Annotated in this window: 14 protein-coding genes and 1 riboswitch; of the genes, 10 read left to right on the top strand and 4 right to left on the bottom strand. The window is 48.2% G+C overall.

The window, feature by feature from the left end; genetic code table 11:
- Nucleotides 1-2 precede the first annotated feature (2 nt).
- The 4 genes from BQ7489_RS10085 to cbiB are packed head-to-tail and all read left to right on the top strand — an operon-like array spanning nt 3 to nt 4,044.
- A complete protein-coding gene (locus tag BQ7489_RS10085; RefSeq protein WP_072530897.1) occupies nt 3-581 on the top strand; it encodes a cob(I)yrinic acid a,c-diamide adenosyltransferase in 579 nt (192 codons plus the stop codon).
- 31 nt (nt 582-612) lie between these two features.
- Nucleotides 613-2,103 carry a cobyric acid synthase gene (locus tag BQ7489_RS10080; protein ID WP_072530896.1) on the top strand — a complete coding sequence of 497 codons (1,491 nt, stop codon included), beginning with the start codon at nt 613-615 and terminating at the stop codon, nt 2,101-2,103.
- Nucleotides 2,096-3,109 (top strand): threonine-phosphate decarboxylase, encoded by a 1,014-nt coding sequence (locus tag BQ7489_RS10075; RefSeq protein WP_072530895.1) that lies wholly within the window; start codon nt 2,096-2,098, stop codon nt 3,107-3,109. The genes BQ7489_RS10080 and BQ7489_RS10075 overlap by 8 nt, the downstream gene beginning before the upstream one ends.
- Nucleotides 3,094-4,044 (top strand): adenosylcobinamide-phosphate synthase CbiB, encoded by a 951-nt coding sequence (cbiB, locus tag BQ7489_RS10070; RefSeq protein WP_072530894.1) that lies wholly within the window; start codon nt 3,094-3,096, stop codon nt 4,042-4,044. The genes BQ7489_RS10075 and cbiB overlap by 16 nt, the downstream gene beginning before the upstream one ends.
- Before the next feature lie 33 nt (nt 4,045-4,077).
- Here cbiB and cobS read toward each other — a convergent pair whose 3' ends face one another.
- Genes cobS through BQ7489_RS10050 form a run of 4 tightly spaced genes read right to left on the bottom strand, consistent with a single transcriptional unit; the run spans nt 4,078 to nt 7,186 of the window.
- Entirely contained in the window at nt 4,078-4,830 is a 753-nt protein-coding gene (cobS, locus tag BQ7489_RS10065; protein ID WP_072530893.1) for an adenosylcobinamide-GDP ribazoletransferase, read from the bottom strand.
- 25 nt (nt 4,831-4,855) lie between these two features.
- On the bottom strand, nt 4,856-5,896 hold the full coding sequence (gene cobT / locus BQ7489_RS10060) for a nicotinate-nucleotide--dimethylbenzimidazole phosphoribosyltransferase (protein ID WP_072530892.1): 1,041 nt from the start codon (nt 5,894-5,896) through the stop codon (nt 4,856-4,858).
- A gap of 31 nt (nt 5,897-5,927) precedes the next feature.
- Nucleotides 5,928-6,434, bottom strand: a complete 507-nt coding sequence (cobU, locus tag BQ7489_RS10055) for a bifunctional adenosylcobinamide kinase/adenosylcobinamide-phosphate guanylyltransferase (RefSeq protein WP_072530891.1) — start codon at nt 6,432-6,434, stop codon at nt 5,928-5,930.
- Nucleotides 6,435-6,448: 14 nt separating this feature from the next.
- On the bottom strand, nt 6,449-7,186 hold the full coding sequence (locus BQ7489_RS10050) for a precorrin-2 C(20)-methyltransferase (protein ID WP_239496944.1): 738 nt from the start codon (nt 7,184-7,186) through the stop codon (nt 6,449-6,451).
- A 66-nt stretch (nt 7,187-7,252) separates the two neighbouring features.
- Nucleotides 7,253-7,454, top strand: a riboswitch (cobalamin riboswitch).
- A 142-nt stretch (nt 7,455-7,596) separates the two neighbouring features.
- On the opposite strand from BQ7489_RS10050, the gene BQ7489_RS10045 reads away from it, so the two are divergent.
- The 6 genes from BQ7489_RS10045 (at nt 7,597) to cbiD (ending at nt 17,651) form a co-directional block, all read left to right on the top strand.
- Entirely contained in the window at nt 7,597-9,960 is a 2,364-nt protein-coding gene (locus tag BQ7489_RS10045; RefSeq protein WP_072532117.1) for a TonB-dependent receptor, read from the top strand.
- 37 nt (nt 9,961-9,997) lie between these two features.
- Nucleotides 9,998-11,287: a hypothetical protein gene (locus BQ7489_RS10040; RefSeq protein WP_072530889.1), complete on the top strand. Its 1,290-nt coding sequence runs from the start codon at nt 9,998-10,000 to the stop codon at nt 11,285-11,287.
- Nucleotides 11,288-11,457: 170 nt separating this feature from the next.
- A complete protein-coding gene (cobJ, locus tag BQ7489_RS10035) occupies nt 11,458-12,864 on the top strand; it encodes a precorrin-3B C(17)-methyltransferase (RefSeq protein WP_072530888.1) in 1,407 nt (468 codons plus the stop codon).
- Nucleotides 12,857-14,044, top strand: a complete 1,188-nt coding sequence (gene cbiE, locus BQ7489_RS10030; protein WP_072530887.1) for a precorrin-6y C5,15-methyltransferase (decarboxylating) subunit CbiE — start codon at nt 12,857-12,859, stop codon at nt 14,042-14,044. Before cobJ ends, cbiE begins: the two co-directional genes overlap by 8 nt.
- A complete protein-coding gene (cobM, locus tag BQ7489_RS10025) occupies nt 14,041-15,861 on the top strand; it encodes a precorrin-4 C(11)-methyltransferase (protein WP_072530886.1) in 1,821 nt (606 codons plus the stop codon). The genes cbiE and cobM overlap by 4 nt, the downstream gene beginning before the upstream one ends.
- Complete coding sequence (gene cbiD, locus BQ7489_RS10020; RefSeq protein WP_072530885.1) at nt 15,858-17,651, top strand: cobalt-precorrin-5B (C(1))-methyltransferase CbiD; 1,794 nt, start codon at nt 15,858-15,860, stop codon at nt 17,649-17,651. Before cobM ends, cbiD begins: the two co-directional genes overlap by 4 nt.
- The last annotated feature ends 25 nt before the right edge of the window (nt 17,652-17,676 follow it).

The raw sequence follows: 17,676 nt of genomic DNA, 5'->3' as shown, positions 1-17,676 counted from the left end.
TTATGAGAAAGATATATACACGTACCGGAGATGACGGGACAACCGGCATCCATGGAGGAGGGCGTGTCCCGAAAGATGATATACGGATAGAGGCCAATGGCTGTCTGGACGAACTGAATGCTTTGATTGGAATAGTCAGAAGTATGCTGGAGGAAGACGACCCCTGGCAGGAACTTCTGTTTACCGTACAGCGTGAACTGATGACGGTAATGAGCCATGTAGCGACGCCATCGGTTATCCGGAAGCAGAACCCGAATCCTGTACCGGAAGATATGGACAGACTTTGTGAACGGTGGATGGACGATATGATGGAACAGCTTACAGATAACGGCTTTTTCATCCTTCCGGGGGGAACCCCTCTGGCGGCCCAGTTGCAGTATGCCCGTACGGTGGCCCGCCGTGCCGAGCGCAGGCTGTGGTCCTTGCATCGGGAAGATCCGGTACCGGCGGAGATCCTCCGCTTTGTCAACCGCCTTTCGGATCTGTTCTTTGTCATGGCCCGGTTTGAGCTGCAGCGTCAGAACTGGCCCGAAGAGAAGTGGAAATCATTTGCCTATAAGCGCAAGAAGAAGATGGACTGATATAAAAATACAGATAAACGACTCGAAAACTATGCAGACCTTACGATTACATCCTTTGATGCTGGCCGGAACCGGAAGTGATGTGGGAAAGAGTGTACTGGCAACGGCCTTGTGCCGTATTTTCCTGCAGGACGGTTATACTCCGGCTCCTTTCAAGGCTCAGAATATGGCACTTAACTCGTATGCTACCCCTGAGGGACTGGAAATAGGTCGTGCCCAGGCTGTACAGGCCGAAGCTGCCGGAATCCCTTGCCACACAGATATGAATCCGCTGTTGCTGAAACCCAGTTCCGACCACACGTCGCAGGTGGTGCTCAACGGGAAGCCGATTGGCAACCGCAACGCATACGACTATTTCCGTAAGGAAGGGAGGGAAGAGCTGCGTAGGGCCGTGAACGCTGCTTTCGACAGGCTTTCACAGCGTTATAACCCCATTGTGATGGAAGGAGCCGGAAGCATTTCTGAAATTAACCTGCGGGATACCGACCTGGTGAACATGCCGATGGCACGCCATGCCGGTGCCGATGTGATTCTGGTTGCCGACATTGACCGCGGAGGCGTTTTTGCCAGTGCTTACGGTTCCATTGCCCTCCAGACACCCGAAGACCGGAAACGTATCAAGGGAATTATTATCAACAAGTTCCGGGGCGACCTACGTCTGTTTGAGTCGGGAGTGAAGATGATGGAAGATATTTGCGGGGTACCTGTACTTGGGGTAATTCCTTATTATAAGGACATTCATATTGAAGAAGAAGATTCCCTGGAACTTCAGCAGAAACAGCGTCGGGCTGTAAGCGGAAAGGTGAACGTTGCGGTTGTTCTGCTCCGGCATCTTTCGAACTTTACCGATTTCGATATGCTGGAGCACGACGGACGTACCAATCTTTATTACACGAATAATACCGATGAAATCCAGAAAGCGGATATCATCATTCTTCCGGGAACCAAAAGTACCTTGGACGATTTATATGAACTGCGCAGGAACGGTGTGGCCGAGGCTGTTGTCCGGGCACACCGGGAAGGGGCTACCGTTATGGGAATCTGTGGCGGTTATCAGATGATGGGCCTTTCTGTAGAAGACCCGGAAGGGGTGGAAGGCAGTATCCGTAGCCTGCCCGGACTGGGCCTGCTGCCGATGCATACAGTCATGCAGGGTAACAAGATTACCCGCCAGGTGTGCTTCTCGTTCCTGAAACGGTCGGAATGTACCTGCAAAGGATATGAAATCCATATGGGACGTACTACCCTGGCCGACGGGGAAGAGGCTGCTCATCTGAACTACCTGGAAAACGGTGCAGGAGAAGGATGCATGGCGGGTCACAGATGCCTGGGTACCTATATTCACGGCATATTGGACAATAGAGAGGTAATCGACTGGCTACTTGACCCTTATGCCGGAAGGAAAGAGACTTTTACCGATTACCGGACATTCAAGGATGAACAATACGACAAGCTGGCAGCTCATGTGAGGGCTCACCTCAACATGCCGCTGCTGTATCAAATACTGACCGATCATGATTAAAGGACACGGAGACGATATTTACCGATATAAAGACATCCGGCTGAATTTCAGCTCGAATGTATATAACCGCATAGACCATAGCGGACTGAATGATTTTCTTTCCCATGAAATGGCTTGTATCCGCAGTTATCCGGAACCGGAGCCTTATTCCCTGGAAAAGGCATGGGCCGCATATTTTCATACAGACCCGTCGGCCGTTTGCGTGACAAACGGAGCCACGGAAGCCATTTACCTGATTGCACAGGTTTACCGCGAAAGCAGTTCGGTCATTCTCATGCCTACGTTCAGCGAATATGCCGATGCATGCCGGCTGCACCAACACCGTATCAGGCAGGTCTTTTCACTGCAGGACATATCGATGCCCGGCAACGGTATCTGCTGGTTGTGTAATCCCAACAATCCGACGGGAGAGACATACGATGTACGTGATTTGCGCCGCCTGGTCACGGCATTTCCGAAATGCCTGTTTGTGATAGACCAGTCGTATGCTCCGTTTACCGACAAGGAGGTACTTTCGGTGCCCGAAACGGTTGAACTTCCCAATGTGCTGCTTTTACATTCCATGACCAAGCAGTTTGCAATTCCAGGCTTACGTCTGGGAGGTGTAACAGGAAATCCTGTACTTATACAGCAATTGAAACGGAGCCACATGCCCTGGTCGGTGAACGCTTTGGCTATCAAGGCCGGACTATATCTGCTGGAACATGAGACTGAACTGCAGCCGGATCTGGTTTCACTGCTGCGGGAGAAGGACCGTGTGGCAGAAGCTTTGGAAAAAATAGGCGGACTGGAAGTATGGAATTCGGATACACATTACATGCTGGTCTGCCTGCATTACGGAAAGGCATCGGCCCTGAAACAGTTTCTGGCTGAAGAGAAGGGAATCCTGATCAGAGACGCTTCGAACTTTACCGGACTGGACGAACGTTTTTTCCGCATAGCTATCCAGTCGCCCGAAGAAAACGATGAATTGATTGAAAGCATAAAGGAATGGATGTATTTGTAATAACCGTTATATTGCCGTTGGTAGCAGGGGTGATTCTGGACAAGATATTGGGTGATCCGGCAGGACTGCCACATCCGGTTGTGGGATTCGGACGTCTGATCGGTTTTTTCGAACATCGCTGGAACAAGGGAACCGGCAGGAAAAGAAAAGGAATATGGACCGTACTCATACTGGTTGTCGGAGTCTATATCGTATCATGGGGATTGATGCATTTCTGCTTTTCAGTTAATGACTGGCTGGGTATGGCTGTAGCTTCTGTCTTGGTATTCTTTTGTCTGGCAGGCAAGACCCTGATTGATGAGGTGCGTATGGTCTTTGAAGCGTTGGATATTTCGCTCGACAAGGGACGGTATCAAGTATCACGGATAGTGGGACGGGATACTGCCCGGCTGAGTGGTCAGGAAGTGCGTACGGCAGCCCTGGAAACGCTGGCCGAGAATCTGAGCGACGGGGTAATCGCTCCTTTGTTCTGGTATCTTGTGCTGGGTGTCCCCGGTATACTTACCTATAAAATGATCAATACATTGGATTCGATGATAGGATACAGGAATGAACGTTACCGGGATTTCGGATGTTTTGCCGCACATTTGGACGATATAGCCAATTACATACCCGCACGTATCACGGCTTTTCTGATGGTGCTGGTTTCGGGACGTCCGTCTCTCCTGTCATTTGTCAGAAAGTACGGACGCAAGCACGCCAGCCCCAATTCGGGTTATCCCGAATCGGCCTTAGCCGGTATTCTTGACTGCCGTTTCGGGGGACCTCACGATTATTTCGGGGAAACAGTCTACAAACCTTATATAGGCGAGAATGACCGTCTGCTGGACACTAAGGACGCAATGACAGCTATCCGTATCAACCGGAAGGCAGAAGGAGCCATGGTTATATGTATGGTAATCCTTTACATCGGTTATGCTTTGGCAGTATATTGATGCGGTTTCGGAATTTCCTCCCATTCCATTCTGTCAGACTATCAGGCTATAGCTCATAATGGCTGCTCCCAGCCAGAAAGATAATTCACTCAGCAGGAAGACTGCCCCGCAACAGTCGCCTGTATATCCTTGCAGGCGACGACGGAACAATGCCTGTATACAAATGAATACGAAAACAGGTATCAGCAATATGTAATAATAGAATTCCGGTAAGACCAACAGGGGAATCAGACCTCCTAAGGCAGAAATGAGTTCCTCTTTCCAGTCCAGACGGGTATAGACTACTTTTGCCTTGCTTTCTTCTTCCTTCCTGGCATAAGGCAACAGCCACAGGATATGGCTGCATACAAACTTGCAGAACGGATCGGCACAAAACAGGATATACGGGAGGTCATAGGTTGGCAAAGTATTCAACAGATTGAATCCCAACAGGTAATAAACGATTAATCCCAGAACTCCGTATGTCCCGATGTGGGAGTCTTTCATGATACGGAGTGTACTCTCCCTGTCGGTTCCTCCTCCGAATCCGTCGAAGAAATCGGCCAGACCGTCTTCATGCAAGGCCCCGGTAACAAGCAGGCGGGCTGTCAGTGCTGCGAGTATGGCTACCGGAACAGGCAGTATGGCGTTTACAACCATAAATGTTACCACCATTATGGCACCTGTCAGCCATCCGCAGAAACTCCAATAGCTGACCACATGCCTGAAACATTCCTGAGGTACTGTCTTGATTCTCCAGAACGGAAGCCGGGTAAAAAACATGAGAGCTGCCAATAAATTGTTCATGATAGCAGGTTTTGGATTTGGTAGGTTAAAAGTATTTGGTGATGGAGGCATGGCTGAATGTATCCATTTCATTGACCATTCTTACCGCCGAATCGACAATAGGGAAGGCACAGACTGAACCGCTGCCTTCTCCCAGGCGGAGGTTAAGGTGTAAAAGCGGAGATACATGCATGGCTTCAAGCAGGCGCTTGTGTCCGTTTTCATCCCCCTGATGACCGAAAATGGCGTATTGCATGACTTCCGGATATAGCTGTGATGCCGCCAGTATGCAGTTGCTCATGATAAATCCGTCGACCAGAATGATCATGCGCAGTTCGGCAGCTTTCAACATGCCTCCAACAGCCATGACCATTTCATAACCTCCGAACCGGCAGATAATTTCTTCGGCTGTATGTTCACCCGAAAAGTTTTCCTGAGCCTGTTTCAGTACTTTGTATTTGTGTGTTATGCCTGGTTTGTCCAGACCGGCTCCGGCACCTACACATTCCTGCAGAGGAATATGGGCAAAATATGACATCCATTCGGAGGAAGCAGATGTGTTGGCTATACCCATCTCGCCGAAGCTGACTATGTTACATCCTTCTTTATATGCCTTTTCAACACATAGGGCACCTCTTTCCAGACAAAGGTCCATTTCTTCGGCAGTTATGGCCGCTTCGTGGAGGAAATTGCGTGTACCTCTCCGTACTTTCATGTTGATAATACCTTTTTCGTAAGGCAGGTCGTAGTCTACTCCCGAGTCGACCAGCATCAGTTTGAATCCATGCTGCCGACATAGAAAATTGATACCGGCTCCACCTTCCAGAAAATTATACATCTGTTGCCAGGTAATTTCTTTAGGAGATACGCTGACGTTCTCTTCCACAATACCGTGGTCGCCGGCGAATAGAATGTTATACGGATGAGAAAGGACGGGAGATAGCGTTCGCTGGATCAGGCATATCTGTGCGGCCAGTTCTTCCAGCCGTCCCAGTGAGCCTTTAGGTTTGGTCAGGTCATTTATCTTGAACCGGATAGCCTCTTCCATCCGGGAATCATGTATATCTTCTATATTGAATGTTTTCATTGTCTGGTAGTTCTTTATGTAAAAGGTTGTTTCATTTTATTTTTACCGGTATACCGCTTATCATGAGGATAACCTCATCGGCACATGATGCCACGTACTGGTTCATCCATCCTTGCAAGTCGGTAAACCTGCGTTGCACTTCATTGGGTGATACACCTCCCAATCCGATTTCGTTGGTGACGAAAATAAAAGTGGCTTCCTGTCTGGTAAACCGGTCGAATTCCTGTTTGACGGCCTCCAGAGCTTCTTCCACATTAGAGTAATTCATGAAGAAATTTGTACACCACAGTGTTATACAGTCTATTACGGCTGTACGTCCGTTTATGTCGTGTCGGCTCAGCTCCATTTCTTCCTCTATGTTGGTCCATTCCGGTCCACGGTTCTGCTGATGCCGCAAGACGCGTTGGCGGAACTCTTCGTCCCATACTTTGGCGGTGGCAATATAGACCGGCTTGTCTGTCAGCCGGTGTGCCAATTTCTCGGCATACGAACTTTTTCCGGAACGTTGTCCTCCGGTAATAAGTATTATCTTTTTCATCTTATTGTTTTATGCTAGTCTTCTTTCCGGGATGCCGTAATTACCATCAGCGAGAAATAAGGGAATTGCTTCTGAAGTATCGTTTCCGTATCAGTTGTATGGTATTCATTTTCATTTCCTATATTCTCAAAGTAGTTCCACGGGGCTTCAGGGAAGAGTCGGATACACTCCTTGACCTTTTCCCTACAGGAAGACAGTTTCATGATGACGACGGCATATCCTTCCTTGATCTTGTCTGTCAGTTCTTCGACCGATGTGATGCCTGGCATTACAACCAGCTTTTCGTTCTGTTTGACGATATGCATGCCTGCCATGGCACCTGCCGCTATGAATGCAGGAACGCCTGCTATCCGTTTTACTTCAATCTGGCGGGCCGTAAGCTTGTCGTACAGATACTGGATGGACGTATAGAATCCGGCATCCCCTTCAGCCACGACGGCTATCCGCCGGTTTCCGGCATGGAGCCGGGAGGCTGCTTCCACCAGGTTATCGTAAGCCTGCAGGGCTGCTTCACGGTTACGTTGCATGGACAGAATGAATTTCACAGTCTTTTCAGGGGGTATTCCCAAAGCTGCCACGATGTCTGCAGATCGGGATGAAGTTTTTCCCTCTGTGTCTTGTGTGGCAGGGCAATAGATGACGTCTGCCTCCTGAAGGATCTTAAGTCCCTTTAATGTAATCAGATCGGGGTCGCCAGGCCCCAGAGAAACGAAATAGATCGGTTGTTTATCGGTATGCATATTATTCGTCATTTCGGTTTTGCGGCGGCTAAGATAAACTTTTTAATGCTAAATGCATGCGATTCTGATTTTTTTTCTACTTTTGCCAAAGTTATTGGTTCACTGCTCTTCTTCCGTAGGGCAAGTGATGAAAAGGGAATCAGGTGGAAATCCTGAACAGACCCGCTGCTGTGAGTTCCTTTTTTGTTTCAAGAAACTCGGTGCCACTGTCCGGATACCGGATGGGAAGGCTTCTTGAAACGGAACGAGTCAGAAGACCTGCCAGTAACAGCTTCGTTTTGATGCTTTCGGGAAATAAGGCAGTTAAAACATCGGATCTGGCTTTCTTTCTTTTTTCTTCAGCAAAAAAGAGAATTCATTTTTCCTTTGTGCATGTACCCCGTAAGTATAAAGTGTTAACAAGGGTAATGTAATTAATGAAAATGAAATTTTCTTTCTGTCTATATTTTCTGTTGGTATCATGGTTTGTATGCCTGGAAGCGGCTGCACAGCATAAGGTGACCGTGTCGGGGAAAATTACATCACATGACGGCAGTGGAATGCCACAGGTCACTGTGTCTGTCAAAGGAACGACGTGGGGAACCTATACTGACACTGCCGGGCGGTATTCACTGCAGTTAGTTCCGGGAAGTTATACCTTGTCTGTTTCATTTCTGGGATATGAGACCCAGGAGAAGAAGATACATCTGGAACAGGATGTGGAACAGGATTTTGTAATAAAGGAAAGTTCCGTACGCATGGAAGGAGTCCGTGTCTATGGGAAGAGCCGTTCACAGAAAATAAGGGAAGGAGCTTTTTCCGTCAATGCCTTGGACGTAAAACCGATAGTCAGTTCCTTGAACAGTCTTACGGCATTGGTTGATCATAGTGCGGGTGTGAAGATCCGCCAGGAAGGAGGGACCGGTTCCGACTTCGATTTGTCTATCAACGGAATGTCGGGTAATTCTGTACGCTATTTCATTGATGGAGTTCCTTTGGATATCAAGGGAAGCGGCGTTTCTCTTTCAAACCTTCCCGTAAATATCATCGATCGTGTAGAAATCTACAAAGGAGTGGTTCCGGCCAGTCTGGGTACCGATGCTCTGGGAGGAGCCGTCAACATCATTACACGTCAGGAGCAGAAGAATTACCTGGATGTTTCATACAGTGTAGGATCTTTCCATACCCACAAGGCCGACTTGAACGCCCAGTTCGTGGAAAAGCGTACCGGACTGATTATTCATCCTACCGTCGGTATCAACTATTCCCGGAATGACTATATGATGAAAGGCGTAGAAGTTTGGGATGAAGACAGCCGCAAATATGTACCGTCCGACCGCCGGCGCTTTCATGACGGTTATTTCTCTATGCTGGCACAGGTGGAAGCCGGATTCCAGAACAAACCGTGGGCGGACGCATTCTTCATATCGGCATCTTATTCAAAGATAGACAAGGAGTTGCAGACCGGATCTGTGCAAAGTAAGGTATATGGAATGGCCGAGCGTCAGAGTGACGCATGGAACGTTTCAGCACGTTACAGGAAGGACCGTTTCCTGTTGGACCGGTTGCAGTTCAACGCCTTGTTCTCACATACCTGGGACCGTTCGGTAACGGTAGATACCGCTTACCGAAAATATGACTGGAACGGTAACTACATAGAAAGTTCACGCAATGAGATAACGGGACGCGGGCGTTCCATACGTCATTACAACCGTCCGTTTACAGTAGTCCGGGGAAATCTGGACTATACCTTCAACGAATCTCATGGAATTAACCTGAATTACATGTTGAACCGTACCGGGAATGACCGTTATGATGAGCTTGATACGGATTTTGAAGCGGCGAACGACGTGCTTTGCAAACATATCGTGGGATTGGCTTACCATCAGTCACTATGGAACGGACGGATGGAGAATTCTTTTTTCGTGAAGGATTATGTAAACCACCTGAATATCCGTCAGACCGATTTGTATTGGCAGACAGGTTCGGACGAAGTAAAAGGTTCCAGTACCAGGAGTTATCCGGGATATGGGGCCGGCTTGCGTTACAGTTTTTCCCGCGAGCTGGCTGTCAAAGCGTCCTATGAACATAGCGTACGCCTTCCATTAGCCCGTGAATTGCTGGGCAATGGAACAACGGTATATGCTAACGTGGCCTTGAGACCGGAACAGAGTGACAATGTCAACCTGGGCCTGTTTGGCACGTGGCATCCTGCCGGTAGACATACTCTTTCCTATGAATTGAACGGTTTTCTCCGGTTTGTGGACGACTATATCCAGGCTACCGTTTCTGAAAAGGAAGGAATGATGCAATATGAAAATGTTCCGGCTGTCCATATCAAAGGAATGGAGGGCGAAGTCCGTTACGACTGGGATGGCAGGCTGCAACTTTCGGCCAATATCAGCTATCAGGATGCCCGAGATCAGCGCAGACTGAAGGATGACGGGAAGCCTTCGGCTACCTACAGGAACCGTGTCCCGAACCGTCCCTGGCTGTTCAGCAGTTCCGGAGCTTCGTATACATTTCACGACCTTTTCCTGCGTGATAGCCGTCTCCGTATCGGCATGGACTATCAGTGGGTACACTGGTATTTCCTTACCTGGGAGGCTTACGGAGCCCGTGAGAGTAAGGCCAAGATTCCTACGCAGCACATTTGTGACGCAGATATCACCTATTCCTGGCATAACGGCCGTTATAACGTATCTGTGGAATGTACCAATTTTCTCGACAGGCTTGCCTACGACAATTATAAGCTGCAGAAACCGGGACGTGCCTTCATGGCCAAGTTCAGGCTGTTCCTTGAGTAACCATTAATTTATCCACTAATATTTAAACATTCTGAAAATGAAAAAGTTAAAATCTTTGTTCTACCTATTTGCCGCTGCAATAATGACCCTTCCGTTCAGCGCCTGTTCGGATAATGAGAAACCGATGCCCGATGACGGAAACGACAATAACGGGCAAATTGAAGAATCCGGCTGTCATTTCGATATTTTCATGACAATCGGCCAGCATGGAGGTATGAACCGCGGCGACGGTACCATTGTAAAAAGTGTAGGTTCGTTGGATGCCGGACAACCGGTGATTGACATCAGGAATGACGGTGTGGAATTCCGTTCGGCAGATGTGACCTATTCAATGGAAGCTATTGTGAAAGGTAAATATTATTATCAGGTCCCTACATCGAACGACCGTTTTACCAAATTACAGGTAGTGGGCAATTCGGTAAAAGTCATTCAGGAACAGCCCTTTGTACAGAATACTTATAAAGTACGCAGCTATACCCATGCATGGTTGGATGATAATGTGTTGCTTATTATGGCTGCCAACGGTGATGCCGACAAGATAATCTGGACCAAACTGAATGCCGACGATATGCGCATTCTGGATGAAGGGACATTGGACCTGCCGTTGCCGGAAGGTGCCCAGGTATTCAATGCATCGGGTATACTCACTTACAATGAAGCGACCGGGAAACTGTTCTATTTTTACTTTGCCAAAGATAAGTCGGGCCGATACGGCAAGGCTACATCCAATTTCCTGACAGCTGTAATCAACCCCTCTACAATGGCTGTAGAAAGTAATAAAGTGAATAGCCTTGCGCATGAAATGGCCGGCAGTGCATATGGTGAATTGTTGCAAAGTATTGTCATGTATCAGGATGGCGACCTGTATCTGGCTGCCTTTTCCGATGAAGACGATATGGAAAAAGGTCATCTGCTCCGTATCAAGAAGGGAGAAACCGATTTTGATTCCAGCTACGAAGGATATCCGGATGCCGACGGTAAACTGCTTACTATCCAGAATCTGGGTAACGGAAAAGCTTTGGCTTACGCACGTAACGATGCAGCCGGAACCGGTATAGATGATTTCAGCCATTATTACACTATTATAGATCTGTCTACAGGCAAGAGAACCCGTCTGAGTTGTCAGGGTGAGGAAATTCCTTACAGCGCAGGCCGTTTCGCACAACGTTCGGTTATTGTAGACGGAAAGGCCTATATTGGAGTGAATACCCAGGATGCTAACCCTTGTATCTATATTTATGATATTGCAACGGGTAATGTAGAAAAAGGTGTGGAAATAGCGGAAGGCTATTACTTTGACATGATCCGCTTGCTGGAGAATGACTGACATCTCTTTTTCTCTCTGAATCTGTAATTCCGGTAGTTAATAGATGTCTCTACCGGAGACTAGGAAAAGCATCGGCCGGGAGTCCGATGCTTTTCTTATAGAAATTTCTACCACTCCGTTAATTTTATTAATTTTGTCAGATATAAAACTTTATCCAGAAACGTAAAGAAATGAACAATTCCAGAATAATCGTGGCGGGTATCGGTCCCGGTTCGCCCGAAGATATCACTCCTGCTGTGGTGCAGGCTGTAAAAAGCTGCGATGTCATTATCGGCTATAAGTATTATTTCCAATATGTCCGGCCTTACCTGCCGGAAGGTACGGAATGTATCGATACAGGTATGAAACGTGAAAAGGAACGGGCTGTCCAGGCATTCGAACTGGCGGAGCAGGGTAAAAGTGTCTGTGTCATCAGTTCGGGTGATGCCGGTATCTATGGAATGGCTCCGTTGGTTTATGAAATGAAACGTGAACGAGGCAGCAATGTAGAAATCGAAGTGTTGCCGGGAATCAGCGCTTTCCAGAAGGCGGCTTCCTTGCTGGGTGCACCTGTCGGCCATGATTTCTGTGTGATTTCCCTTTCTGATCTGATGACACCGTGGGAAAAGATCGAGAAACGCATCAAGGCTGCGGCAATGGCCGATTTCGTGACTGCTGTCTATAACCCGAAAAGTGAAGGACGTTATTGGCAACTGTACCGTCTGAAAGAAATCTTCATGCAAGAACGCTCAGGTGATACTCCGGTAGGCTTTGTACGTCAGGCCGGAAGAGAAGGACAGTCTGTACAGTTGACTACCTTATCGGCTTTCAATCCGGAAGATGTGGATATGTTTACGGTTGTTCTGATCGGTAATTCACAGTCGTATTGCAGTGACGGCAAATTCATCACACCGCGCGGCTATTACCGTGAAAAGGTACGTGGAGCCACAGGAGTGGGACAGGAAATCATGATAAACAGTTTCCGTACCATCGAGAAGGAACTGAAGGTAAAGGATCTGCCGTTAGGAAAGAAATGGGCCATGCTTCATGCCATCCATACTACAGCCGACTTTGAAATGGAAAATCTGTTGCAGGTAGATGACTGTGCGGTTGAAACACTGCATGAAATATTGAGCAGAGGCAAGGTCCGTACCATTGTGACCGATGTCACGATGGCTGCTTCGGGTATTCGCAAAGGAGCTTTGGAACGGATGGGACTGACCGTCAAATGTTATTTGGGCGATGAACGCACCGTGGTATTGGCCAAGGAACAGGGAATTACCCGTACACAGGCCGGAATACGGATGGCTGTAGCAGAACATCCGGATGCGCTTTTCGTATTCGGAAATGCACCTACCGCTTTAATGGAACTGTGTGACCTGATACGTAAAGGGAAAGCTACCCCTTGCGGTATAGTGGCGGCTCCCGTAGGCTTTGTACATGTTTGTGAAAGCAAATACATGGTAAAGACCTTTACATCCATCCCCAAACTGATTGTGGAAGGACGGAAAGGGGGTAGTAATCTGGCTGCTACGCTGGTAAACGCTATCCTGACTTTCGATGATGCCGAACAGCTAAAACCAGGGAGAGATGTCTGAACAGATTTTTCATATTATCGGAATCAGCGACTGCAATGATCTGTATCTTCCTCCTGCCACACAGAAGGTTATAGCGGAAGGAACCGTTTTTTCAGGTGGACGACGGCATCATGAACTGGTGAAGCCTTACCTTCCGGAAGGGACGGTATGGATTGATATTACAGTTCCGTTAAGTGATGTGTTTGCCCGTTATGCACCATATCGGGAAATTGTGGTTTTTGCTTCGGGAGACCCATTGTTTTTCGGCTTTGCCAATACTATAAAGAGAGAACTTCCCGGAAGTGACATCCGTCTGTATCCTTCATTCAATTCGTTACAGATGCTGGCTCACCGCATGTTGTTACCTTATCAGGATATGCGTGCGGTATCGTTGACCGGACGTCCGTGGAAGGAATTCGACTCAGCTTTGATACGGGGAGAAAAGCTGATCGGTGTATTGACCGACAGGACGAAGACCCCGGCTGCTATCGCTTCACGGATGCTGGATTATGGCTACAGCAATTACCGGATGACCATAGGGGAAGCACTCGGTAATGAGAAAAGGGAGAGGGTACGTACATTGTCTCTGGAGGCAGCTGTCGGGGGGGATCCTGTTTTTCCGAATTGCCTGATATTGGAACGTACATCGGTTCGTCCACGTCCTTTCGGCATTCCGGAAAGTGAGTTCCATCTTTTGGACGGACGACCCCGGATGATTACCAAGATGCCGGTCCGCTTGCTTTCGTTGAGTATGCTCGACCTCCGTAACCGTCGTTCGTTTTGGGATATAGGCTTCTGCACCGGTTCTGTTTCCATTGAAGCGAAACTCCAGTTTCCTGAACTGGAAGTGACGTCGTTCGAGCAACGTCCTGAGGGGAAGGGACTGATGGATTTGAATTCCCGGAAGTTCGGGACTCCAGGTATAAGGGCCATTATCGGGGATTTTCTGGAAACAGACGTTTCCGGATACACCCGGCCTGACGCTGTCTTTATTGGAGGACATGGAGGAAAACTGGTTGAAATACTGCAGAAGATTGATACGGTCCTGCAGCCCGATGGAATTATCGTATTCAATTCCGTATCACAGGAAAGTAAAGAACTTTTTTATGAAGGTATCAGATTGACAGGCAGAAAAGTGACCGATGCGGTCCGTCTGGCCGTCGATACCTATAATCCTATAGAAATATTGAAGGCGAAATGAAAAGACAGACAGCTATCCTATTGGTTTCAGCACAGGCTTTATCTTTGGCTAAGATCCTGCAACGTGAATTAGATGCCACAATTTATTCCAGAAACGAACTGGACGGGTGCTCCGTCATTTCTTCCTACAGCGGTTTTCTGGAAGAACATGCAGATGAGCTTTCGGCAGTAATCTTTATCGGCGCAATGGGCATTTGCGTACGGAGTATTGCCGGTTGTATCAGGGACAAACATACCGATCCGGCTGTGGTGTGCGTTGACAGCAGTGGCAGGTTTGCCATTCCGGTCCTCTCCGGACATATAGGCGGAGCCAATGAGCTGGCACGTCAGATTGCCGGTATTCTAGGGGCTGAAGCTGTCATCACCACACAAAGTGACAATGCGGGACTATGGGCATTGGATATGCTTCCCAAAAACTATGGATGGAAGACGGAAGCTTCTCATGCGGAACTGAACGAATGTATAGCCAGATTTGTAAATCTGCGTCCAACAGCGTTGTTGTTGGATATCAGGGATAGGGGTACCGACTGGCTGGAACGGACCTTACCCCCACATGTGAAGGTATATTATCATTTTGAAGATGTACCTTTGACGGATACTGCTCTGGTCATAGCAGTCACTCCTTATATCTATACTATTTCTTCTATACCTGTACTATACTTCCGTCCGGCTGTATTGCATGTAGGAGTGGGTTGCCGCAAAAACTGTAATCCGGAAGGGGTAGCACAATATATGGAAGAGATAATGGCAGCCAACCGCTTGTCACCGCTGGCAATAGCTTCCGTAGGTTCTGTTGCCATGAAGAAGGATGAACCTTTACTGGAAGTGCTTCACAAACGGTGGGAAGGGTCTGATCTCTGTATCTATACGGCAGAAGAATTGCAGGATATTAAAGTCCCGAATCCTTCGGAGAAAGTACACGAAGTGACAGGAGTTTATGGCGTAGCGGAAAGCGTAGCGCTGAAAAGCGCCAAGGATGGATTGCTGGTACTGGAAAAGCAGAAAGGACTTTTGTCGGAAGGCAATAACTTTACCTTTGCGGTAGCTTTGGATAAAGATGTCATGCGGGGAGGGCATATCGAGATTGTAGGAGCCGGTCCCGGTGATCCGGAACTGATTTCTGTCCGTGGAAAACGAATGTTGGAAAAGGCTGATCTGGTTCTCTATGCCGGCAGTCTGGTACCTCGTGAGCTCACATATTATGCCAAGGAAGGTGCTGTAGTAAGAAGTTCGGCCGGAATGGACCTGGAAGAACAGTTCGCATTGATGAAAGAGTTTTATGACAAAGGTCTGTTCATCGTCCGGCTGCATACAGGCGATCCCTGTATCTATGGAGCCATCCAGGAACAGATGGCATTTTTTGACCGGTATGGCATGAGCTATCACATAACTCCGGGGATTTCATCGTTCCAGGCCGCCGCAGCTGCCTTGCGTTCACAGTTCACTATACCGGAAAAGGTACAGAGCATCATCCTGACACGTGGAGAAGGCCGTACACCCATGCCCGAGAAGGAAAAGCTTCATAAGCTGGCACAGTCGCAAAGTACCATGTGCATCTACCTGAGTGCAGCCATTGTAGAGCAGGTACAGGAAGAACTGCTTCAGGCCTATCCTCCTGAAACACCGGTTGCTGCCTGCTACAAGCTGACCTGGAAAGAAGAAAAAATCTATCGTGGACAGTTGAAGGATCTGGCTGCGATTGTCCGTGAACATAATCTGACGTTAACAACATTATTGGTCGTAGGGGAGGCTATCGACAACCGTCAAGGCCTGTCAAGACTCTATGCCCATGAATTCAAACACTTGTTCCGCAAATGATTCTGATATTGGGGGGAACTACCGAAGGACGCATAGCCGCCAAGGTTGCCGATGAAGCTGGGAAGACCTATTATTATTCTACCAAAGGGACAATGCAGGAAATCGTGTCCCGTCATGGAATACGGGTTACAGGAGGGATGGATGAAGATGAAATGACTGCCTGCTGCCAGAAAAATGGAATCCGTCTGCTGGTCGATGCTGCCCATCCTTTTGCCGTCCGTCTTCATGCCACGGTTGCCAAAGTCGGGGAGTTACTTCACCTGCCGGTTATACGTCTGGAACGAGTATATCCTCCACGCACTGATGATATTGTATGGTGTGAAGATTATGAAGATGCAGTCCGCAAGCTGGAGGAAAGAGGAGTAGACCGGTTATTGGCGCTTACCGGGGTACAGACTATCGGTAAGCTGAAACCATTTTGGGAAAGGCATGATTGCCGTTTCCGTATCCTGGAAAGGGATGAGTCTCTATCATTGACAAAGGAACAAGGCTTTGATGCCGGCAAGCTTGTATTCTATCATGTAGGTGAATCGGAGAGGAAACTGTTGGAACAATTGCACCCCGATGCCGTCCTCACTAAAGAAAGTGGTATGTCGGGTGGTTTCAGTGAGAAAGTAGAAGCGGCTAAAGAACTGGGAATACCGGTTTTTGCCGTGAAACGTCCGCCACTTCCTTCTGGCTTTATTGTTGTGACAGGAGAATACGGATTACGGAAAAAGATAGAACAGTATCTCCCCGGATTCTATGAACTACGTAGCGGATATACTACCGGAGCCTGTGCTACTGCCGCTTCCAAGGCAGCTTTGCTGGCGTTGCTGCAGCGGGAAGAACAGCAGTCGGTTTCCTTTTGTATCCCCGATGGAGAGGAAATGACTTTGCCGGTAGCTTCCACTGTTATCGGAGACAATTGGGCTACGGCATGTGTTGTCAAGGATGCCGGTGATGATCCGGATGTAACCGACGGATGTTCTGTATTCGCTACCGTCCGTTTCTCGGATGCCGATAAAATCCGGTTTCTGCAAGGGGAAGGAGTAGGGAAGGTGACACTTCCGGGACTTGGTCTGGAGATTGGAGAGCCTGCCATAAACCGTGTTCCGCGTCAGATGATGACTGACGAATTAAGTAAGCTTTATCCGAAGGGATTGGATGTAACGATCTCTGTTACCGGAGGAGAGAAGCTGGCCAGCCGTACATTCAATCCGAAGTTAGGGATTACAGGCGGCATTTCCATTATCGGCACGTCGGGGATTGTACGCCCCTTTTCTTCCGAAGCGTTTGTCGATGCCATACGGAGAGAGATGGAGGTGGCATGTGCCATAGGTACTTCACGGATTATCATTAATTCCGGAGCGAAAAGCGAAAAGTATGTAAAGCGTGAATATCCCGATCTTCCCCCGCAAGCGTTTATCCATTATGGTAATTTCATAGGAGAGACACTGAAAATTGCGGCAGAGTTGGAAGTACCATCTGTTACAATGGGGATCATGCTGGGGAAAGCTGTCAAACTGGCCGAGGGTAATCTTGACACACACAGCAAAAAGGTTGTGATGAATAAGGCCTTTCTGAAGCAGCTGGCTCGGGAAGCCGGTTGTTCCCCTCAGGCGACAGCTGTCATTGATGGTATTACCTTGGCCCGCGAATTATGGAATCTGCTATCCGATGATGATGCACAGTTGTTTTTCCCTTTGCTGCTGAAGCGTTGCATGAGCCATTGCGCTTCTCTGTTGCCGGAAGGAAAGCTGAACATATTCCTTATTGACGAAGAAGGTAATATTGCCTACCGCATCTGATTTCCAGCAATTAATGATTCCCAGG

The organism is Bacteroides ilei, assembly GCF_900128495.1.
In the GTDB taxonomy this organism is placed as follows: domain Bacteria; phylum Bacteroidota; class Bacteroidia; order Bacteroidales; family Bacteroidaceae; genus Phocaeicola; species Phocaeicola ilei.
The sequence above is the reverse complement of the archived record's forward strand: the minus strand, read 5'-3'. Positions and strand labels throughout refer to the sequence as shown.

Excerpts from the sequence above, each read along its gene's own strand:
- cbiE (WP_072530887.1), top strand. The coding sequence starts at position 12,857 with ATGTCTGAACAGATTTTTCATATTATCGGAATCAGCGACTGCAATGAT.
- cbiD (WP_072530885.1), top strand. The coding sequence starts at position 15,858 with ATGATTCTGATATTGGGGGGAACTACCGAAGGACGCATAGCCGCCAAG.
- BQ7489_RS10085 (WP_072530897.1), top strand. The coding sequence starts at position 3 with ATGAGAAAGATATATACACGTACCGGAGATGACGGGACAACCGGCATC.
- BQ7489_RS10040 (WP_072530889.1), top strand. The coding sequence starts at position 9,998 with ATGAAAAAGTTAAAATCTTTGTTCTACCTATTTGCCGCTGCAATAATG.
- cobS (WP_072530893.1), bottom strand. The coding sequence starts at position 4,830 with ATGAACAATTTATTGGCAGCTCTCATGTTTTTTACCCGGCTTCCGTTC.
- BQ7489_RS10050 (WP_239496944.1), bottom strand. The coding sequence starts at position 7,186 with ATGACGAATAATATGCATACCGATAAACAACCGATCTATTTCGTTTCT.
- cobT (WP_072530892.1), bottom strand. The coding sequence starts at position 5,896 with ATGAAAACATTCAATATAGAAGATATACATGATTCCCGGATGGAAGAG.
- cobU (WP_072530891.1), bottom strand. The coding sequence starts at position 6,434 with ATGAAAAAGATAATACTTATTACCGGAGGACAACGTTCCGGAAAAAGT.
- BQ7489_RS10080 (WP_072530896.1), top strand. The coding sequence starts at position 613 with ATGCAGACCTTACGATTACATCCTTTGATGCTGGCCGGAACCGGAAGT.
- cobM (WP_072530886.1), top strand. The coding sequence starts at position 14,041 with ATGAAAAGACAGACAGCTATCCTATTGGTTTCAGCACAGGCTTTATCT.
- cbiB (WP_072530894.1), top strand. The coding sequence starts at position 3,094 with ATGGATGTATTTGTAATAACCGTTATATTGCCGTTGGTAGCAGGGGTG.
- BQ7489_RS10075 (WP_072530895.1), top strand. The coding sequence starts at position 2,096 with ATGATTAAAGGACACGGAGACGATATTTACCGATATAAAGACATCCGG.
- cobJ (WP_072530888.1), top strand. The coding sequence starts at position 11,458 with ATGAACAATTCCAGAATAATCGTGGCGGGTATCGGTCCCGGTTCGCCC.
- BQ7489_RS10045 (WP_072532117.1), top strand. The coding sequence starts at position 7,597 with ATGAAATTTTCTTTCTGTCTATATTTTCTGTTGGTATCATGGTTTGTA.